Raw genomic sequence first — 15136 nt, forward strand, 5'->3', positions numbered from 1 at the left:
ACCGCAGTCATATGTGGCTTTATGCCACTGATGGAGGGATTTCCGGTGTTGCCGATTTCTCTGACGCGCTGGCGCTTTCTATTGTCAGTCTGACATCTGGGGTGATCAGGTCCCTCAGGATGCTATAGATTTCCAACGTATTTTCCGGAATGGCATCGCCAGTATCATTGATGTAACCTTCTGTCCGCAGCGTGTTAACCAGCGTGGAAAAAACAGCTTTATCAAAGAACTCCGGTGCGTTGATTCCATGCAATACTGACAAGCGCTGAGCCATGTTACGACTCTCTTTTTCCAGCATACCGCGACTGATACTCGGATTTGTGCTGAGTAATGAGAGTGTAATGGCGTAACGTTGAAGGGTTTCGCGAATACCCGCCGATAGCAATTGAAGTGTTCTTATCCGTGTTGGATTCAGTACCAACCCGTTTTCTTCTATCAAAATCAGGCGCTGGCTAGCCAGTTCTTCTGTTAGTGCAGCCAATACATCACTCAACTGGGATTTTTCGTAGTGCAAGAAAAGTTCAGCTTGCAGGAGTGGGTAAACCAATATGACCTGACGCAACAGTTCTGTCTGGGTAACCGTTCGATGATGGATAATGATACTGGCAATCAGCGAGGGCAATACCAGCAAGTGTTGGATATTGTTACGGTAGTAGGTCATCAATACCGCTTGTTCACGCGGGAGAATGATAATGTCACCAACATTATCTTTTTCGACTTCAAACTTATCCATGCTCAATGCATGGTCGAGCAGTTCGGCCGCTGTTTTGTTGGGAACGGTGATGTCGGTAGCATAAGGAACATTACGCAGTATTTGCAGGTAACACTCCAGCTGTTCTTCCATCTGCTTGCGGGTCAAAGCACGCTGACGAGAAGCTAACAGCGCCGTAGAGCATAGGTTCATGGCGTTTGCCGCGGCCGAATTATTAATGCGGACCATGATATTCATGGCAATGTCCTGCACTGTGGGTGTCAACCAACTTGGGCGCTGGACTTCTATAGGATCAATGGCTTCCCGCCATTGTGGTACGTGCGAATTTAGGTAAGTCATTAAAGGCAGGGGTTCGCCAAAATTCACATACCCTTGTCCGAGATTACGTAGTTTGCGTAAACCACGCACCATCTGTATGAAACCCTCTTTTTCTTTAGTGGCGCCACGAAGTTCTCTGGCATAAGTAGCCACTTCCATCACATGTTCGTAGCCGATGTAGACAGGCACCAGGGTGATTGCTCGGGTACCACCACGCAGCATAGCTTGAATTGTCATCGATAGCGTGCCGGTTTTAGGTTCCAGCAGTCGTCCGGTACGGGAACGCCCACCTTCGACAAAATATTCTACGGAATAACCACGCGTGAATAGTTCACCCAGGTATTCTCGGAACAAGGTAGAGTAAAGTTTGTTGTTGAAAGTACGGCGGATAAAAAACGCGCCCAGGCGGCGGAAAATCGGGCCAGCTGGCCAGAAATTCAGATTAACGCCAGCAGCAATATGGGGTGGCACCAACCCTTGATGATAAAGCACATAGGAGAGCAGCAGATAATCCATATGGCTGCGGTGGCAGGGGACATAAACAATTTCGTGACCGTCTTGCGCCAGTTGGCGTACCCGTTCAGCATTGTGAACATTAATCCCTTGATAAAGGCGGTTCCAGGTCCAGCTCAACACCCGGTCCGACAATCGTACCACTTCATAAGAGAAATTCGCGGCAATTTCTTCCAACAACGCTATGGCATTCTGTTGTGCCTTCTCATGGGGGATTTTTTTTACACGAGCTTCATCATCAATTGCTTTGGTGATGGCATTTGACGTCAATAATTTGTTGAAAAGGTCTTGCCTTACTGGTAGCCGAGGCCCGACAGCGGCCAAACGTTGGCGGGCGAAGTGTATTCGCGCAACTCGGGCCAGCTTATGAGCGATGGTTTTATCAGTGCCATGTTCTGTCGCCATATAACGGAGCGATATTGGGCTGGAAAAACGGACAAAACTATCACGTCCTAACCATAAAACAGCAAAAAATTTCTCAATGCCGTTTAACAAACGCAGGTGTGGTGTGGCTTGATGTTGATTTTCGCGACCTGGCGAGCGACCAAACATCACTGAAACTGGCACCATCTGTACATCTAACGCCGGGTTACTACTATGCAGATCCAAATAGTCGTGAAACAGTTTTATGGATTTCTGCTTGGGGACGTAGTAGCGGAATACTCGTGGACCATCATTAATAAATACGTAGCTGGGCAACTCTTCACCATCAATAACCAATGGTTGTAAAGGGTCTGGTAGCCCCAGCGCCAGACATTTAGTCCGCAGCGTTAGTAGATCCGCTTTAGAGTTATAGGGCAACACATAGAAAACCGGACGTGAAGGATCTAAATCCAACTCAGCGACAGGATCATGAGGGATAATCTTACTCTTTACCAAGAGTTTAAGGGGGAAATTCAGTAAGTTATAGTAAATTCTACGCCAACCTGACATAACAACCAGAAGCCTCTTGTTAGCAACTCGCCGCAAGGATACCAGAAACCTCACTGGAGATCTGTGGTGATGAGACGATGATAGCGCGTTAAAATTGCGTTCAATCACGAATAAAGGAATGGAGTAAGTATGAATAAAGCAACTGGAATAGTCCGTATTATCAAAGCAACGGGATATTCCCTCCAGGGGTTGAAGCAGGCCTGGCGGCATGAAGCTGCATTTCGTCAGGAGTCATTACTCACTCTTGCCTCTATTATTATTGCTTGTTGGCTGCCAGTTTCAACAATTGAAAGGCTATTACTCATCGGGTCAGTTGTACTGATTGTATTATTTGAATTGGTCAATAGCGCTATCGAAGCGGTAGTCGACAGAGTGGGGCTGGAGTATCACGAATTATCGGGACGGGCGAAAGATATTGGCTCGGCAGCTGTTTTCGTCGCCTGTTTGTTGGCTGCTGTCGTCTGGATCTCACTACTGTGGAATCATTTTGCATGACGGCTTCCAGAATCGGAGAAAAAAGCGCTGAATGGCAATATCACGGTTCCCATCGACACCTTCCCTGTATATACTCACAGCTAAACTGTATAAACAACCAGGGGGCGGGATGAAAGAGTTAACAGCCAGACAACAGCAGGTTTATGATCTTATCCGTGATCATATCTCACAAACCGGTATGCCGCCTACACGGGCAGAGATTGCGCAGCAGTTGGGATTCCGTTCTCCTAATGCCGCAGAAGAGCATTTAAAGGCACTGGCACGCAAGGGTGTGATCGAGATTGTTACCGGCGCGTCCCGTGGTATCCGCTTGTTGATGGAAGAAGAAGATCTTGGATTGCCTTTGATTGGCCGGGTTGCGGCCGGTGAGCCCTTGCTGGCTCAACAGCATATTGAGTGCCATTACCAGGTTGATCCATCCATGTTTAAACCGAGCGCGGATTTTTTGCTAAGAGTCAGCGGAATGTCGATGAAAGATATCGGTATTCTGGATGGTGATCTACTGGCCGTGCATAAAACGCAAGATGTATATAATGGTCAGGTTGTTGTAGCGCGTATTGATGACGAAGTTACTGTTAAACGTCTAAAAAAACAAGGTAACATCATACAGTTACTGGCGGAAAACAGAGAATTCAAACCTATCGTTGTTGACTTGCGTGAACAGAGTTTTTCTATTGAAGGACTGGCGGTTGGTGTCATTCGTAACAGCGATTGGAACTGATATATTCCTTCATTTCCTTTATTCATCTCGGCCTTTAAAATGTAGCGCTCGCTCTTCTAATATGGGCGGGTGCGTCTTCAAGTGAGATGCCGTTATTTTACTTATTCCCTCCCTTTTACCAGCCATCTATTTCAGCAATTCATATTACAGTTTTTACTTTCTAAAGCGTTCTCCAAAAATATAAATTTTGAATAATCCTCCAGTACTTAGCGGACACTGATTGTGTGGTTCACCGTGGGATACTCGGGGGATAGGAAAATTGAGCCGCAACTATCGTTTTTTAGTGGTGATACTGTGATCGTGATTGCAATTTTCTCGGTGGTCGCATGATTCAACCTGCTGGCATGCACTGCATAATCCATGAGCCTCCACCACACTGTGACGCAAAATGAAATCTGACTGCTTAGCCAATTGCTGAAGATTTTCCTCAACACCGACTGTTTGTCGCTCTGTTACCTGGCCGCATCGGTCACAGATAAATAATGCGGATGTGTGATTATGCTCTTCGAAATGATGGCATAACACATAACTGTTAGTGGACTCGACTCGATGAATAAATCCCTGCTCCAGTAGAAAGTCGAGAGCACGGTAAACTGTAGGTGGTTTTGCCTGAGGTTCAGAAACACGGAGCAGATCCAGTAAATCGTAAGCACTGATAGCGCCAGGCTGTTGCGCCATCAAACGCAGAACCTCCTGCCGCTGAGGTGTCAGGCGCACGCAGCGCTGCTGACAAAGCTGTTCGGCCAAGGCAAGAAGTTTTACCGGATTGATTGAATCCATTGCAGTAACCCCGAAGCGAGTCTGAGAGCATTATGATTTATCTTATCATGCCTGGACAAAAATACCGAAAAGACAACCTGGTCCGAGTATCAGACCACCAGATCGATGAGCAGCGCTCGTATTGGCGTTTCCGCCAGAACGGTTATTTTGGCTTCCTGCTGGATAAAGGCACCATCACCACAATGCAACGTTCTGCTATTTTCTGGCGTGATGCCATTAATTCGCATTGTTCCATTTATTGACTGTAAATAAGCGCGATTACCGTTTAGTGTAATGGTGTTTTGCTCGTGGATATTGAGATCCAGATGATAGATCCATACTTGCTGACGTAAGTACAGACTATGCTGATCCTGAGCTTCTTCAGGTGACGCCAGCAAATGACAGCCTTTTTTATCCAGAGAGACTCGTTGCAAGGTGCGGTTTTCTTGTGTGGGGCAGGCATTCAGCCATAATTGCAGGCGCGTAAGTGATGTTTTATGGCAAGCATTATGTTCGCTATAGCTGACATTGGGCTGCGTGGCCAATAATAGCGCATCGCCTGCTTTTGCTCTGGCATGGTTACCGTTGCTATCGCGGTACTCGGCTTCCCCCTGCAATATAATATTGAGAATATCTACTTGTGGGTAGGTTCGAGGTTGAAAAGCCGCGCCAGGGGCAAGGACTTCCTGATTAAGCACGCGCAAAGAAGCATAACCTAGTAGTTCGGGGTCAAAATAGTGACCAAAAGAGAATGTATAACGTGCCTGTAACCAGCCATAGTCAGCCTGACCGCAATGTTCTGCTGCTTTGCTAATGATCATGGTCTTCGGCCTGTAAAATTATCCATGTATTAGATAGTAATTGGCTGGACGCTGGATTGCTAGCCAGTTAATCTGGTCTGTACGTTCAAAAATTCTGAATGAGTATAAAATGGCAAAAGAGCGGGCATTAACGTTAGAATCTTTAAGGGTCATGGATGCCATAGACCGTCGGGGAAGCTTTGCCGCTGCAGCGGACGAATTGGGGCGGGTGCCTTCAGCCCTGAGTTATACCATGCAAAAACTGGAGGATGAGCTGGATGTGGTTCTGTTTGACCGTTCCGGACATCGTACCAAATTCACCAATGTTGGTCGGATGCTGCTGGAACGCGGACGTATTTTGCTGGATGCGGCGGATAAGCTCACCACTGATGCAGAAGCACTGGCGCGTGGATGGGAAACGCATTTAACGATTGTGATTGAAGCACTGGTTCCGATTGAACGATTGTTTCCGTTACTGAATAAGCTGTCCTTGAAGGCCAACACCCAGGTGTCGCTAATTCAGGAGGTGCTGGCTGGTGCCTGGGAATGTCTGGAACAAGGTCGGGCCGATATTGTCATCGCACCCGACATGCATTTCCGCGCATCATCTGAAATCAATACACGTAAACTGTATTTGATGAAAAGTGTTTGTGTAGCAAGTCCAGACCATCCAATTCATGATGAACCAGAGCCGTTGTCCGAGGTTACTCGTGTTAAATACCGGGGGATTGCTATTGCGGATACTGCGCGTGAACGTCCGGTATTGACAGTACAACTGTTGGATAAACAACCTCGTCTTACCGTAAGTTCTATGGATGATAAACGCCGTGCACTGCTGGCCGGGTTAGGTGTGGCAACTATGCCTTATGATATGGTGGCTCAAGATATCGCTGAGGGACGGTTGCGTGTTGTCAGTCCAGAGAACACATTTGAAAGTCAGATTATTATGGCGTGGCGACGGGATAGTATGGGTGAGGCAAAGTCCTGGTTTTTACGTGAGATTCCAAAATTGCTTATTCAGAAGTGATGGTTATTCATCATTAAGTAGAAGGAGCATCGGGTACTCCTTTTACTACTTGTAGATAACTCTCTTGAATCTACATTGCACGGTAGATTCAAGAGGCTATACGGGTGTTTTTGATTTCCCTATTCCCCGGTTATCCTAAAAATTTTTCATAAAATCGGGTGGATCGATCATGTGGATCAGAAAATGATCTTTCGGGACCAATGGAAATGATGCCGTGTGGATTGATGGTGGGATGGCTGCGGTAATAGTGGTGACGGATATGATCCATGTTTACTGTTTCGGCGATGCCAGGTAGTTGGTAGATATCCCTTACGAAACCGTACAGGTTGAAGTAATCAGTTATGCGGTGTTTGTCACATTTGAAGTGGGTATGGTACACAGGATCAAAACGGATCAGTGTTGTCCATAAGCGAAGGTCAGCTTCTGTGAGTCGTTCACCTGTCAGGTAACGTTGATAACTGAGCCTGTTTTCCAGTTTATCCAATGCAGAAAATAAGTTGGTTACGGCATCATCATAAGCAGCCTGGCTGGTTGCAAACCCTGCTTTATAGACACCATTATTTACCTGATGATAAATCCATTCATTTAACTCATTGATTTGCTGACGCAGCGCTGGCGAATAGTAGTCACCAGGTGCAGCACCCATATCATCAAAAGCGCTGTTAAACATGCGGATGATATCAGCGGACTCGTTGCTGACAATAGTATGTTGTTGCGTGTCCCACAGTAGGGGAACGGTAACGCGTCCGCTGTAATCAGCCAGTGAATGGAGATAGAGCTGGTAAAGGAATTCGTGCTGATAAAGCTTGTCTCCTGTTGTGTCGGGAAAGTCAGTATTAAATGTCCAGCCTTGGTCCAGCATTAACGGATGTACTACCGAGACCTCAATGTGTTCTTCCAGTGCTTTTAATTTTCTGAATAGCAGTGTGCGATGTGCCCAGGGACAGGCTAGCGACACGTATAAATGGTAACGTCTGGACTCAGCCTTAAAACCACCTTTGCCTGTGGGGCCTGGTTTACCATCAGGTGTAACCCAGTTGCGGTAAAATGTTTCCGGGCGCTTGAAATGACCACCGGTCGACCGAGTTTCATACCATGTGTCGTGCCATACACCATCAACTAATTGTCCCATTTTGAATACCTTCCTGAAAATACATGAAACCATGACAGCAACGTTCATCTGTTTACCACCATGGTATTTGTAAAATAAAGGCAATACCGGCGGGGGTAATGCCGTTTCTACCACTTTTTATTCAGTAAGTTGTCAATGCTGAAAGCACCCGGGCCAGTCACGAATAGCAATAGGTAACCACCCGCAATGGTCAGGTTTTTCATGAACATTACTTGGTTTACGCTTACAGCGAAATTACTGTGGAAGAGAAAAGCGGTCAGCAGGGCGAAGACAGCGGTGAATAGTGCTGTAGTACGGGTTAGAAAACCGAACAATACTGCCAGCCCACCACCCAGCTCCAGCAGGATGGTTAATGGAAGCAGCGTACCGGGAACACCCATAGCCTGCATATATTGCTGAGTTGCCGCGTACGAGGCACCAAGTTTGCCGTAACCAGCAACAATAAAGAGTATTGGCATTAAAATACGAGCGATCAGCAGCAGGCTATTGTCTAATTTTTTCATCAACATTATCTCCAATTATTTTGTGCAAGCCGGTACGATGTTATAAGTCATTCATCCAGCAATAGCGTATATCAAGAGGCTACCTGTAACAGGCGATGATGATATTAGATGTAGGAGAAACGATAAGCCAGTAAGTAAAACTGTCGTTTTTTTTCAGAAAAATTGACTATTTATGCGGGCGATAAGAGAAAGTACCTATATCTGGGAGATATAGGTAGTATGCAGAAACAATGAAGCAGGTGTCACGAGTGGTTGGTGAAGGTATTTCGAATAAGTATTATCGCTTCCCCAATACGAACCGCCTTGCGTAACCATCGGTTTAACCGTCTACGGTGTTTGAAGCCTAACAGCACCGCGAGCCCAGATCCTAATATCAGGTATTTACGTACGTCCATCATCATGCGCCAATAGTGGTCAGCGTGGCGGGTGGAATACAGCCACCGTGTCTTTTCAGCAGACAGATCGAGACGTTGCTGTTCAATGGTGCGGAGCAAATGTGCCTTTTCCTGTTCTAACTGTAGACGACGGTTCATTTTGATTTGCCTTCAAGCAATGCTCGGTCAGCTTCTAGCGTTTTGCGGGTTGCTTTTAGCAGTGTCGATTTACGAATATGCCTAAGCGTCCATATTCCACCGATCAGCGCAAGAATAAACAGACTTCCAGTAATCCAGCCAAGAGTCATGAGGCGGTATTGAGGTTCTACACTCCATATTATCAGTGTAATTAAGCCGATTAAGCCAAAGACAGTAAATAGCAGTGTCAGCTCGACCACTAACAGTAACTGGATCAGCGCTGTTTTTTCCTGCTCCAACTCAATGACCGCTAACCGGACCCGGGTTTCTACCATTCCGACTATAATCGTAATGATGCGCTGGGCTGAGGTGATGGCGCTGCTGGCAGGACCTTGTCGTTGTTGTTCTGTCATAGTACTAGCGGCGAGCCAACAGTATACCCAGTACAATACCGACAGCTGCACCGATCCCCACTCCAGTCCAGGGGTTCTGACGAATGTATTCTTCCGCGTGCTCCGTTGCTTCACGAGTCTGGGTGGCGATGTGTTCTCCGGCATTATTCAGTCGTTCACGTGATTCTTTGAGCGCTGTTTCTGCTTTTCCGCGTAGCTTTTCCATTTCAGCTTTGGATTTGTCACTGGAAGTTCGCAGCACTTCTTCCAGTGTGTCACTCAATGAGCGCAATTCCGCGCGTAATTGGTCAGAGCTTGATTCTTGAGTCATGTGAAAACTCCCTAATATGATGAATCTTAAAACCTAACTATAGTTCAAAATTTCTCGACTTGCCTGGTCGCTCATCATGATAATTCCAATAGAACGCAGTAAAACGGACAGTCAATACAGTGCTGATAGCAGGCAATGCTGTGGGCAAAAAAACAGGAAGATAGGAACAAGACGCCAAGAATGATCTAAAGAGAAAAAACAGGTGTAAGGTTGAGAAAATCAGCCCAGCTTGGACTGTTGCTGAATGAGTTTATGTCGCCAGAAAGGTGTTGGATCTGGTGCCTGTGTAACCACATTCACCTGAGGGAGCGACATACTCAATATTTCACGTGCTGCACTGCTTTGTTCTGGTGAAGAAAGGCGAACAATAATGCTGTCATTGGAAGGCGTAATGCTTTTGATACCGATGCCCCGCTCATTCAACCGCTGGTAGATATAAAAACCATCAGGAAGTGTCGCGCCCTGATACTGAGGCGTGATGTGTAACATCGCATCATCCTGTGGGTGTCGTGACGAAGGTGTCAGGATAATGGCGGGTAACACGATCAACAGGATACGCCAGACATATTTGTGTTTCAGACAGTGGGCGATCATCTCAATTTCCTTTTCCAGCATTGGTGGCTCGTTTCCTACGCCAAAGAATGATTAACGATCCAGCGAGCCCGATGCAGAGTAACAACAGTGGCAGTAACATCAGGCAGAACATCAGCTCATCTTCATATTTCCGAAATATCGGTGTTTTCCCTAACGCAAAACCCAATGAAACCAGAATGGATACCCACAGTAATGCACTGATCCAGTTAAACAGCTGAAAGCGGGTGCTATTCAAGCCGGACAGCCCTGCAATAGTGGGTAATAGTGTACGCACAAATGCCAAAAAGCGGCCAATAAGTAGTGCTGAAAGACCGTGACGATGGAAAAGTTGATGTGCGCGTTGATGATAATGTGCAGGCAAATGTGACAGCCAACCCTGAACAATGCGCGTATTCCCTAACCATTTCCCTTGAATATAACTGACCCAGCACCCGAGGCTGGCGGCGGTAGTCAGTAACAGGATAGTAAAGGGATAATTCATCGTGCCTTTAGCAATCAACACACCGACTAAAATCAGCAGGCTATCACCAGGTAAAAAAGCAGCAGGTAGTAGACCGTTTTCCAGAAACAGGATCAAAAATAGCAATAGATAGACTGTGCCGATCAATTTTGGATTGGCAAGTACCTCGAAATTCTGGTGCCAAAGTGCGTGCAAAAGTTCTTTAATTATATCCATCCGGTATTCCTGTACTGCGGCATTGATGGGACCACGTTAGGGTAATCAATCTTCTATTCATCGGGCGGCGTATTTCGTATGTCTCGGCATGTTTTATTAATTCTGTTGTTCATTTCATTAACCGATGGTGTTGTATTTTTTACGCTCAATGTCGCTGATACATAGTGTTTTAGTCTTCCTGATTGAAAGCGACATCTTATTTCAGCGGTTTTATGCCATCACGGCCGATTAATCGTAAAAAAGGAGTTCTAACTGTAACAAAATAGGTGGAAATGAGACAGGGGAATATTACGTTGGAAGGTCTATGAGGCGCGGTTTATTGGGAGAGGAGAGGTGAACCATGTAATATTTACACTTACTGACAAAACTAGATGATTAATGAATGTTTTGCCCCACAAAGATGGAGCAAAAACGGGAAAAATCAGAGTTTACTGTGGGGCATTTGATCGAGATGTACTACTGGATTTTCAGCGAACATGTAGCGATCAACATTGAACTCAAAGTCATCGGTAGTGGCACGAAAAAGCATCTGCTTAGTGTTTTCCAGGTGTTGCCACATAGCGAGCTTAGCGGCATAAGGGTCTTTACGGATCAATGCTTTCAGAATTTGATCGTGTTCTTCACACCAGCTTTCAATGGATCGATCGTCAATGTGTTCGTGCAACTTGCGCCAGTAGGGGTTATGCACACGCTGACTCCACATTTTTTCCACAATGGTCGCCATTGCTGAGTTTTGTGTGGCCAGAGCAACCTGTACATGGAACTTCAGATCCCACTCTGAATCGCGGAAGCGGTCTTCCTGCCGGGCGTACTCCTGGATTTCCATCAATTGTAAGATATCCTGCCGAGTCACCTGTGTCGCCGCAAATTCCGCAATATTGCTTTCGATCAATTGACGGGCCTGAAGCAGCTCAAACGGACCGGCGGTAATAAATTCGGTTTCACTGCTGGAAGGCAAGAGGTGGCGTTGTTGATTGGACATGACATGAATACCTGAACCTTTGCGGACTTCAACATAACCCTCAACTTCCAGCATGATAATTGCTTCACGCACTACTGTGCGGCTGACATTCATTTCTTCAGCAATATAACGTTCAGCCGGTAATTTTTCGCCAACCGGATAAACACCGTTTTCAATACGCTGTTTTAATTCTGCTGCTAATTGTTGATAAAGTCGTCGAGATTCTGTGAGTGCCATGATGCCTGCCTTTAGATAGATGACGAGCTCTAATTGGTTATTAGTGCTACGGATACTATCTTTGTTGAACGCTGAAATAATTTGTTATACCACTTATCCTCAGTTGCAACCAACATCACGGGTCACAGTTATTCATTGTGGTAAAAATATATGCGGAAGGTTCATCCGGCATCAGATGATACCGGATGAAAGGCAGGAAACTAAAATTTATCAGTGTTAGTGCGCAGCATGTAATATGGTTTTTTCTGCAGCGACTTCGTCTGCTGGGCGGTTTTGCAGTACGGTCCAGATAACGATGGCACCCAGCAAGTCAAACACGGACAGTGCGGCAAATAGTGGACTGAAGCCCATCGTATCCGCCAGCGCACCCACCACCAGAGCAAACATTGTGCTTGCCGTCCATGCTGCCATACCGGTTAAACCGTTAGCAGTAGCAACTTCATTACGACCAAACACATCTGAGGACAAGGTAATCAGCGCACCAGAAAGTGATTGGTGGGCAAAACCACCGACACATAGAAGTGCGATAGCGATATAAGGGCTGGCGAACAAACCGATCATCCCTGGGCCGATCATTAACACGGCACCCATGGTGACGACCAGTTTACGGGAGACTATCAGGTTAACCTTGAAATATTTCTGGAACAGCATGGGCAGATAACCACCGATAACACAGCCCAGGTCTGCAAATAGCATCGGCATCCAGGCAAACATGGCGATTTCTTTCAGGTTAAAGCCATATGCCTTGAACATGAACAACGGGATCCAGGCGTTGAATGTACCCCAGGCCGGTTCAGCCAGAAAACGCGGTAAGGCGATACCCCAGAACTGACGGTTGTGTATAATCTGCCAGGCCGACATTTTCTTGGCGTTGTTGGTTTGGTGCTGTGCTTCCTGACCGCTCAGAATATAATCCCGTTCTTCATCGCTCAGTTTCTTCTGATCTTTAGGGTGTTTGTAGAAATAGAGCCAGCTTAATGCCCAGACCAGACTTAATACACCGGTAATGATAAACGCCAGCTCCCAGCTATGCATGATAATTGCCCAGGCCACCAGTGGTGGAGCGATCATTGCACCGATAGAAGAACCTACATTGAAGTAGCCTACGGCGACGGAACGCTCTTTGGCCGGGAACCATTCACTGCTGGCTTTCAAACCTGCTGGAATCATGGCTGCTTCAGCCATACCGACCGCGCCACGAGCAACAGCCAACCCACCCCAACTGTTTGCCAGTGCGGTTCCTATACAAAAGAGCGCCCATAAGATGGCAAACACGGCATAGCCTATTTTGGTGCCAAGCATATCCAGTACATAGCCTGCGATGGGCTGCATGATGGTATAACAGGCAGAATAGGCAGCAATGATGTAGGAGTATTGCTGGGTAGTAATATGAAGTTGTTCCTGCAACGTTGGTGCGGCGACAGCAATTGCGTTACGCGTCAGATATCCGAGTACGGTACCGATGGTAACCAGGCCGATCATGTACCAGCGTAACCCTTTAATTTTACGCATTTCAAAAATCTCTCCGAGTTAAATCACCGTAGCGGAACAAGTACTGCCACGATGTTGTACAAACCACGCCGAAAGTGACGGGATGAATAGTTTTTTTTGTCGACTCGCTGGTATAACTTTCCACTAAAACATCATTTCCGACATAAAGATGTAAACCATGGCAGCTACCGAGCGTTAAACCATGCGGTGATTTTTTGTCCGAATGGCGGGTTGCATCGTTGTCTTGTTATCTACGTCATCGTTTTCTTAGTAGGAAAACCAACCTTGTTGACAATATTGAGATTGAATCCCTGTGTCATACAGCGCTACAATAATTTGTCATACCAATTTAAAAATTGAGTGATATCACAAAACCATTATTTTCATACGGAATAAAAAAATTGGTCCTGATGTGTTCATAAAGTGGGTTTATGCATAGGGAATGCGGCTTTTTACGGCAGAATGCCTTTTTTTTGCGATCATGACCTCACTAATGAGATAAGTTATCGAACATAATTGGTGTGATATCTTTGTGAGAACAACCACGTTGGTTGGTAAAAGCATTGTGAGGAAGCGAAACATGCCCCAGTTTATGAGTGAAGATTTTTTGTTAGACACCGAGTTTTCTCGCCGTCTGTATCATGAATATGCGGTTGATCAACCTATCTTTGATTATCACTGTCATTTGCCGCCGGCGCAGATTGCTGAGAATTATCGTTTTAAAAATTTGTATGACATCTGGTTGAAGGGTGACCATTATAAATGGCGTGCTATGCGCACTAACGGCGTGGCGGAACGTTTATGTACCGGTGATGCCAGCGACTGGGAAAAATTTGAGGCTTGGGCAGCAACAGTTCCTCACACCATCGGTAATCCGCTATATCATTGGACCCATCTGGAATTACGTCGTCCGTTTGGTATCACAGGTACGCTGTTGTCACCGGCGACAGCCAAAGCTATCTGGCAGCGTGGCAATGACTTGCTGGAACGAGATGAATTTACGGCTCGCGGCATTATGCAGCAGATGAATGTGAAAATGGTCGGTACTACCGACGATCCGATTGACGATTTGCAGCATCACAAAACGATTTCCCAAGATAGCAGTTTCTCTATTAAGGTTTTGCCAAGCTGGAGACCAGACAAAGCGTTTAATATCGAACAACCGGCCTTCAATGATTATATGGTGAAGCTTGGTGAAGTGTCTGATACCGATATCCGTCGTTTCAGTGATTTGCAGGCAGCATTGACCAAGCGGCTGGATCACTTCGCTGCGCATGGCTGCAAAGTATCTGATCATGCACTGGATGTTGTGTTGTTCGCCGAAGCGGATGAGACCACGCTGGATAGCATTCTGGCGCGTCGTCTGTCCGGTGCAACCCTGAATGAACATGAAGTGGCGCAGTTCAAAACAGCTGTACTGGTATGGCTGGGCGCGGAATACGCACGCCGCGGTTGGGTCCAGCAGTATCACATTGGTGCACTGCGTAATAACAACCTACGTCAGTTCAAGCTGTTGGGGCCGGATGTGGGGTTTGATTCGATCAACGATCGTCCGTTAGCCCAGGAACTGTCCTGTCTGCTTAGTAAACAAAATGAAGAAAATCTGCTGCCGAAAACCATCCTATATTGCCTGAATCCGCGGGATAACGAAGTAATCGGTACGATGGTTGGTAATTTCCAGGGTGAGGGTATGCCGGGGAAAATGCAGTTCGGTTCCGGCTGGTGGTTCAATGACCAGAAAGACGGTATGCAACGTCAAATGACGCAGTTGGCTCAGTTAGGCCTGTTGAGTCGTTTCGTTGGTATGCTGACAGACAGCCGCAGCTTCCTTTCTTATACCCGCCATGAGTATTTCCGCCGCATTCTGTGCCAGATGGTTGGCCATTGGGTAGAAAACGGGGAGGCGCCAGCTGACCTGCCGCTACTGGGCGAAATGGTAAAAAACATCTGTTTTGATAACGCCAAGCGTTATTTCGCCATCGAGTTGTAAGGGTAAAAACGGGCATCATTAATGGTGCCCTATCCACGA

16 protein-coding genes are annotated in these 15136 nt (G+C 46.5%); 4 read left to right on the forward strand and 12 right to left on the reverse strand.

Annotated elements, in window-relative coordinates:
- Positions 1–19 precede the first annotated feature (19 nt).
- The gene (gene plsB / locus PCO85_02815) at positions 20–2476 is read right to left on the reverse strand and encodes a glycerol-3-phosphate 1-O-acyltransferase PlsB (protein WJV54418.1); all 2457 of its coding nucleotides are present in this window, start codon (positions 2474–2476) and stop codon (positions 20–22) included.
- A 129-nt stretch (positions 2477–2605) separates the two neighbouring features.
- Here plsB and PCO85_02820 point away from each other — a divergent pair, with 129 nt between their 5' ends.
- Together PCO85_02820 and lexA are read left to right on the forward strand one after the other, a co-directional pair.
- Complete coding sequence (locus PCO85_02820) at positions 2606–2971, forward strand: diacylglycerol kinase (protein ID WJV54419.1); 366 nt, start codon at positions 2606–2608, stop codon at positions 2969–2971.
- A gap of 109 nt (positions 2972–3080) precedes the next feature.
- A complete protein-coding gene (gene lexA / locus PCO85_02825) occupies positions 3081–3692 on the forward strand; it encodes a transcriptional repressor LexA (protein WJV54420.1) in 612 nt (203 codons plus the stop codon).
- Positions 3693–3962: 270 nt separating this feature from the next.
- On the opposite strand, the gene zur is transcribed toward lexA, so the two are convergent.
- Positions 3963–4472 carry a zinc uptake transcriptional repressor Zur gene (gene zur, locus PCO85_02830; GenBank protein WJV54421.1) on the reverse strand — a complete coding sequence of 170 codons (510 nt, stop codon included), beginning with the start codon at positions 4470–4472 and terminating at the stop codon, positions 3963–3965.
- Between the two features lie 89 nt (positions 4473–4561).
- Positions 4562–5272, reverse strand: coding sequence for a pirin family protein (locus PCO85_02835; GenBank protein WJV54422.1), 711 nt, complete (start codon positions 5270–5272; stop codon positions 4562–4564).
- Positions 5273–5381: 109 nt separating this feature from the next.
- Between PCO85_02835 and PCO85_02840 the strand changes: the two genes are divergently transcribed.
- Positions 5382–6278, forward strand: a complete 897-nt coding sequence (locus PCO85_02840) for a LysR family transcriptional regulator (protein ID WJV54423.1) — start codon at positions 5382–5384, stop codon at positions 6276–6278.
- 130 nt (positions 6279–6408) lie between these two features.
- Here PCO85_02840 and PCO85_02845 read toward each other — a convergent pair whose 3' ends face one another.
- The 9 genes from PCO85_02845 to PCO85_02885 form a co-directional block, all read right to left on the reverse strand.
- On the reverse strand, positions 6409–7410 hold the full coding sequence (locus tag PCO85_02845) for a glutathione S-transferase family protein (GenBank protein ID WJV54424.1): 1002 nt from the start codon (positions 7408–7410) through the stop codon (positions 6409–6411).
- A gap of 107 nt (positions 7411–7517) precedes the next feature.
- A complete protein-coding gene (locus PCO85_02850; GenBank protein ID WJV54425.1) occupies positions 7518–7913 on the reverse strand; it encodes a DoxX family protein in 396 nt (131 codons plus the stop codon).
- 242 nt (positions 7914–8155) lie between these two features.
- Positions 8156–8446: a YqjK-like family protein gene (locus PCO85_02855; GenBank protein ID WJV54426.1), complete on the reverse strand. Its 291-nt coding sequence runs from the start codon at positions 8444–8446 to the stop codon at positions 8156–8158.
- Positions 8443–8838: a phage holin family protein gene (locus PCO85_02860; GenBank protein WJV54427.1), complete on the reverse strand. Its 396-nt coding sequence runs from the start codon at positions 8836–8838 to the stop codon at positions 8443–8445. Before PCO85_02860 ends, PCO85_02855 begins: the two co-directional genes overlap by 4 nt.
- A gap of 4 nt (positions 8839–8842) precedes the next feature.
- Entirely contained in the window at positions 8843–9148 is a 306-nt protein-coding gene (locus PCO85_02865; GenBank protein WJV54428.1) for a YqjD family protein, read from the reverse strand.
- Between the two features lie 219 nt (positions 9149–9367).
- Entirely contained in the window at positions 9368–9742 is a 375-nt protein-coding gene (gene mzrA, locus PCO85_02870) for an EnvZ/OmpR regulon moderator MzrA (protein ID WJV55974.1), read from the reverse strand.
- 1 nt (position 9743) lies between these two features.
- On the reverse strand, positions 9744–10418 hold the full coding sequence (locus PCO85_02875; protein WJV54429.1) for a DedA family protein: 675 nt from the start codon (positions 10416–10418) through the stop codon (positions 9744–9746).
- Between the two features lie 421 nt (positions 10419–10839).
- On the reverse strand, positions 10840–11616 hold the full coding sequence (exuR, locus tag PCO85_02880) for a transcriptional regulator ExuR (GenBank protein WJV54430.1): 777 nt from the start codon (positions 11614–11616) through the stop codon (positions 10840–10842).
- Between the two features lie 216 nt (positions 11617–11832).
- Complete coding sequence (locus PCO85_02885) at positions 11833–13128, reverse strand: MFS transporter (protein ID WJV54431.1); 1296 nt, start codon at positions 13126–13128, stop codon at positions 11833–11835.
- A gap of 559 nt (positions 13129–13687) precedes the next feature.
- Between PCO85_02885 and uxaC the strand changes: the two genes are divergently transcribed.
- Positions 13688–15097: a glucuronate isomerase gene (gene uxaC, locus PCO85_02890; GenBank protein WJV54432.1), complete on the forward strand. Its 1410-nt coding sequence runs from the start codon at positions 13688–13690 to the stop codon at positions 15095–15097.
- Positions 15098–15136: the final 39 nt, after the last annotated feature.

The sequence above is a fragment of the Prodigiosinella aquatilis genome, assembly GCA_030388725.1.
Classification (GTDB): Bacteria; Pseudomonadota; Gammaproteobacteria; order Enterobacterales; family Enterobacteriaceae; genus Prodigiosinella; species Prodigiosinella aquatilis.

Excerpts from the sequence above, each read along its gene's own strand:
- plsB (WJV54418.1), bottom strand. The coding sequence starts at position 2,476 with ATGTCAGGTTGGCGTAGAATTTACTATAACTTACTGAATTTCCCCCTT.
- PCO85_02845 (WJV54424.1), bottom strand. The coding sequence starts at position 7,410 with ATGGGACAATTAGTTGATGGTGTATGGCACGACACATGGTATGAAACT.
- PCO85_02875 (WJV54429.1), bottom strand. The coding sequence starts at position 10,418 with ATGGATATAATTAAAGAACTTTTGCACGCACTTTGGCACCAGAATTTC.
- PCO85_02835 (WJV54422.1), bottom strand. The coding sequence starts at position 5,272 with ATGATCATTAGCAAAGCAGCAGAACATTGCGGTCAGGCTGACTATGGC.
- PCO85_02840 (WJV54423.1), top strand. The coding sequence starts at position 5,382 with ATGGCAAAAGAGCGGGCATTAACGTTAGAATCTTTAAGGGTCATGGAT.
- PCO85_02820 (WJV54419.1), top strand. The coding sequence starts at position 2,606 with ATGAATAAAGCAACTGGAATAGTCCGTATTATCAAAGCAACGGGATAT.
- exuR (WJV54430.1), bottom strand. The coding sequence starts at position 11,616 with ATGGCACTCACAGAATCTCGACGACTTTATCAACAATTAGCAGCAGAA.
- PCO85_02850 (WJV54425.1), bottom strand. The coding sequence starts at position 7,913 with ATGAAAAAATTAGACAATAGCCTGCTGCTGATCGCTCGTATTTTAATG.
- PCO85_02885 (WJV54431.1), bottom strand. The coding sequence starts at position 13,128 with ATGCGTAAAATTAAAGGGTTACGCTGGTACATGATCGGCCTGGTTACC.
- lexA (WJV54420.1), top strand. The coding sequence starts at position 3,081 with ATGAAAGAGTTAACAGCCAGACAACAGCAGGTTTATGATCTTATCCGT.
- PCO85_02865 (WJV54428.1), bottom strand. The coding sequence starts at position 9,148 with ATGACTCAAGAATCAAGCTCTGACCAATTACGCGCGGAATTGCGCTCA.
- zur (WJV54421.1), bottom strand. The coding sequence starts at position 4,472 with ATGGATTCAATCAATCCGGTAAAACTTCTTGCCTTGGCCGAACAGCTT.
- mzrA (WJV55974.1), bottom strand. The coding sequence starts at position 9,742 with ATGATCGCCCACTGTCTGAAACACAAATATGTCTGGCGTATCCTGTTG.
- PCO85_02855 (WJV54426.1), bottom strand. The coding sequence starts at position 8,446 with ATGAACCGTCGTCTACAGTTAGAACAGGAAAAGGCACATTTGCTCCGC.
- uxaC (WJV54432.1), top strand. The coding sequence starts at position 13,688 with ATGCCCCAGTTTATGAGTGAAGATTTTTTGTTAGACACCGAGTTTTCT.
- PCO85_02860 (WJV54427.1), bottom strand. The coding sequence starts at position 8,838 with ATGACAGAACAACAACGACAAGGTCCTGCCAGCAGCGCCATCACCTCA.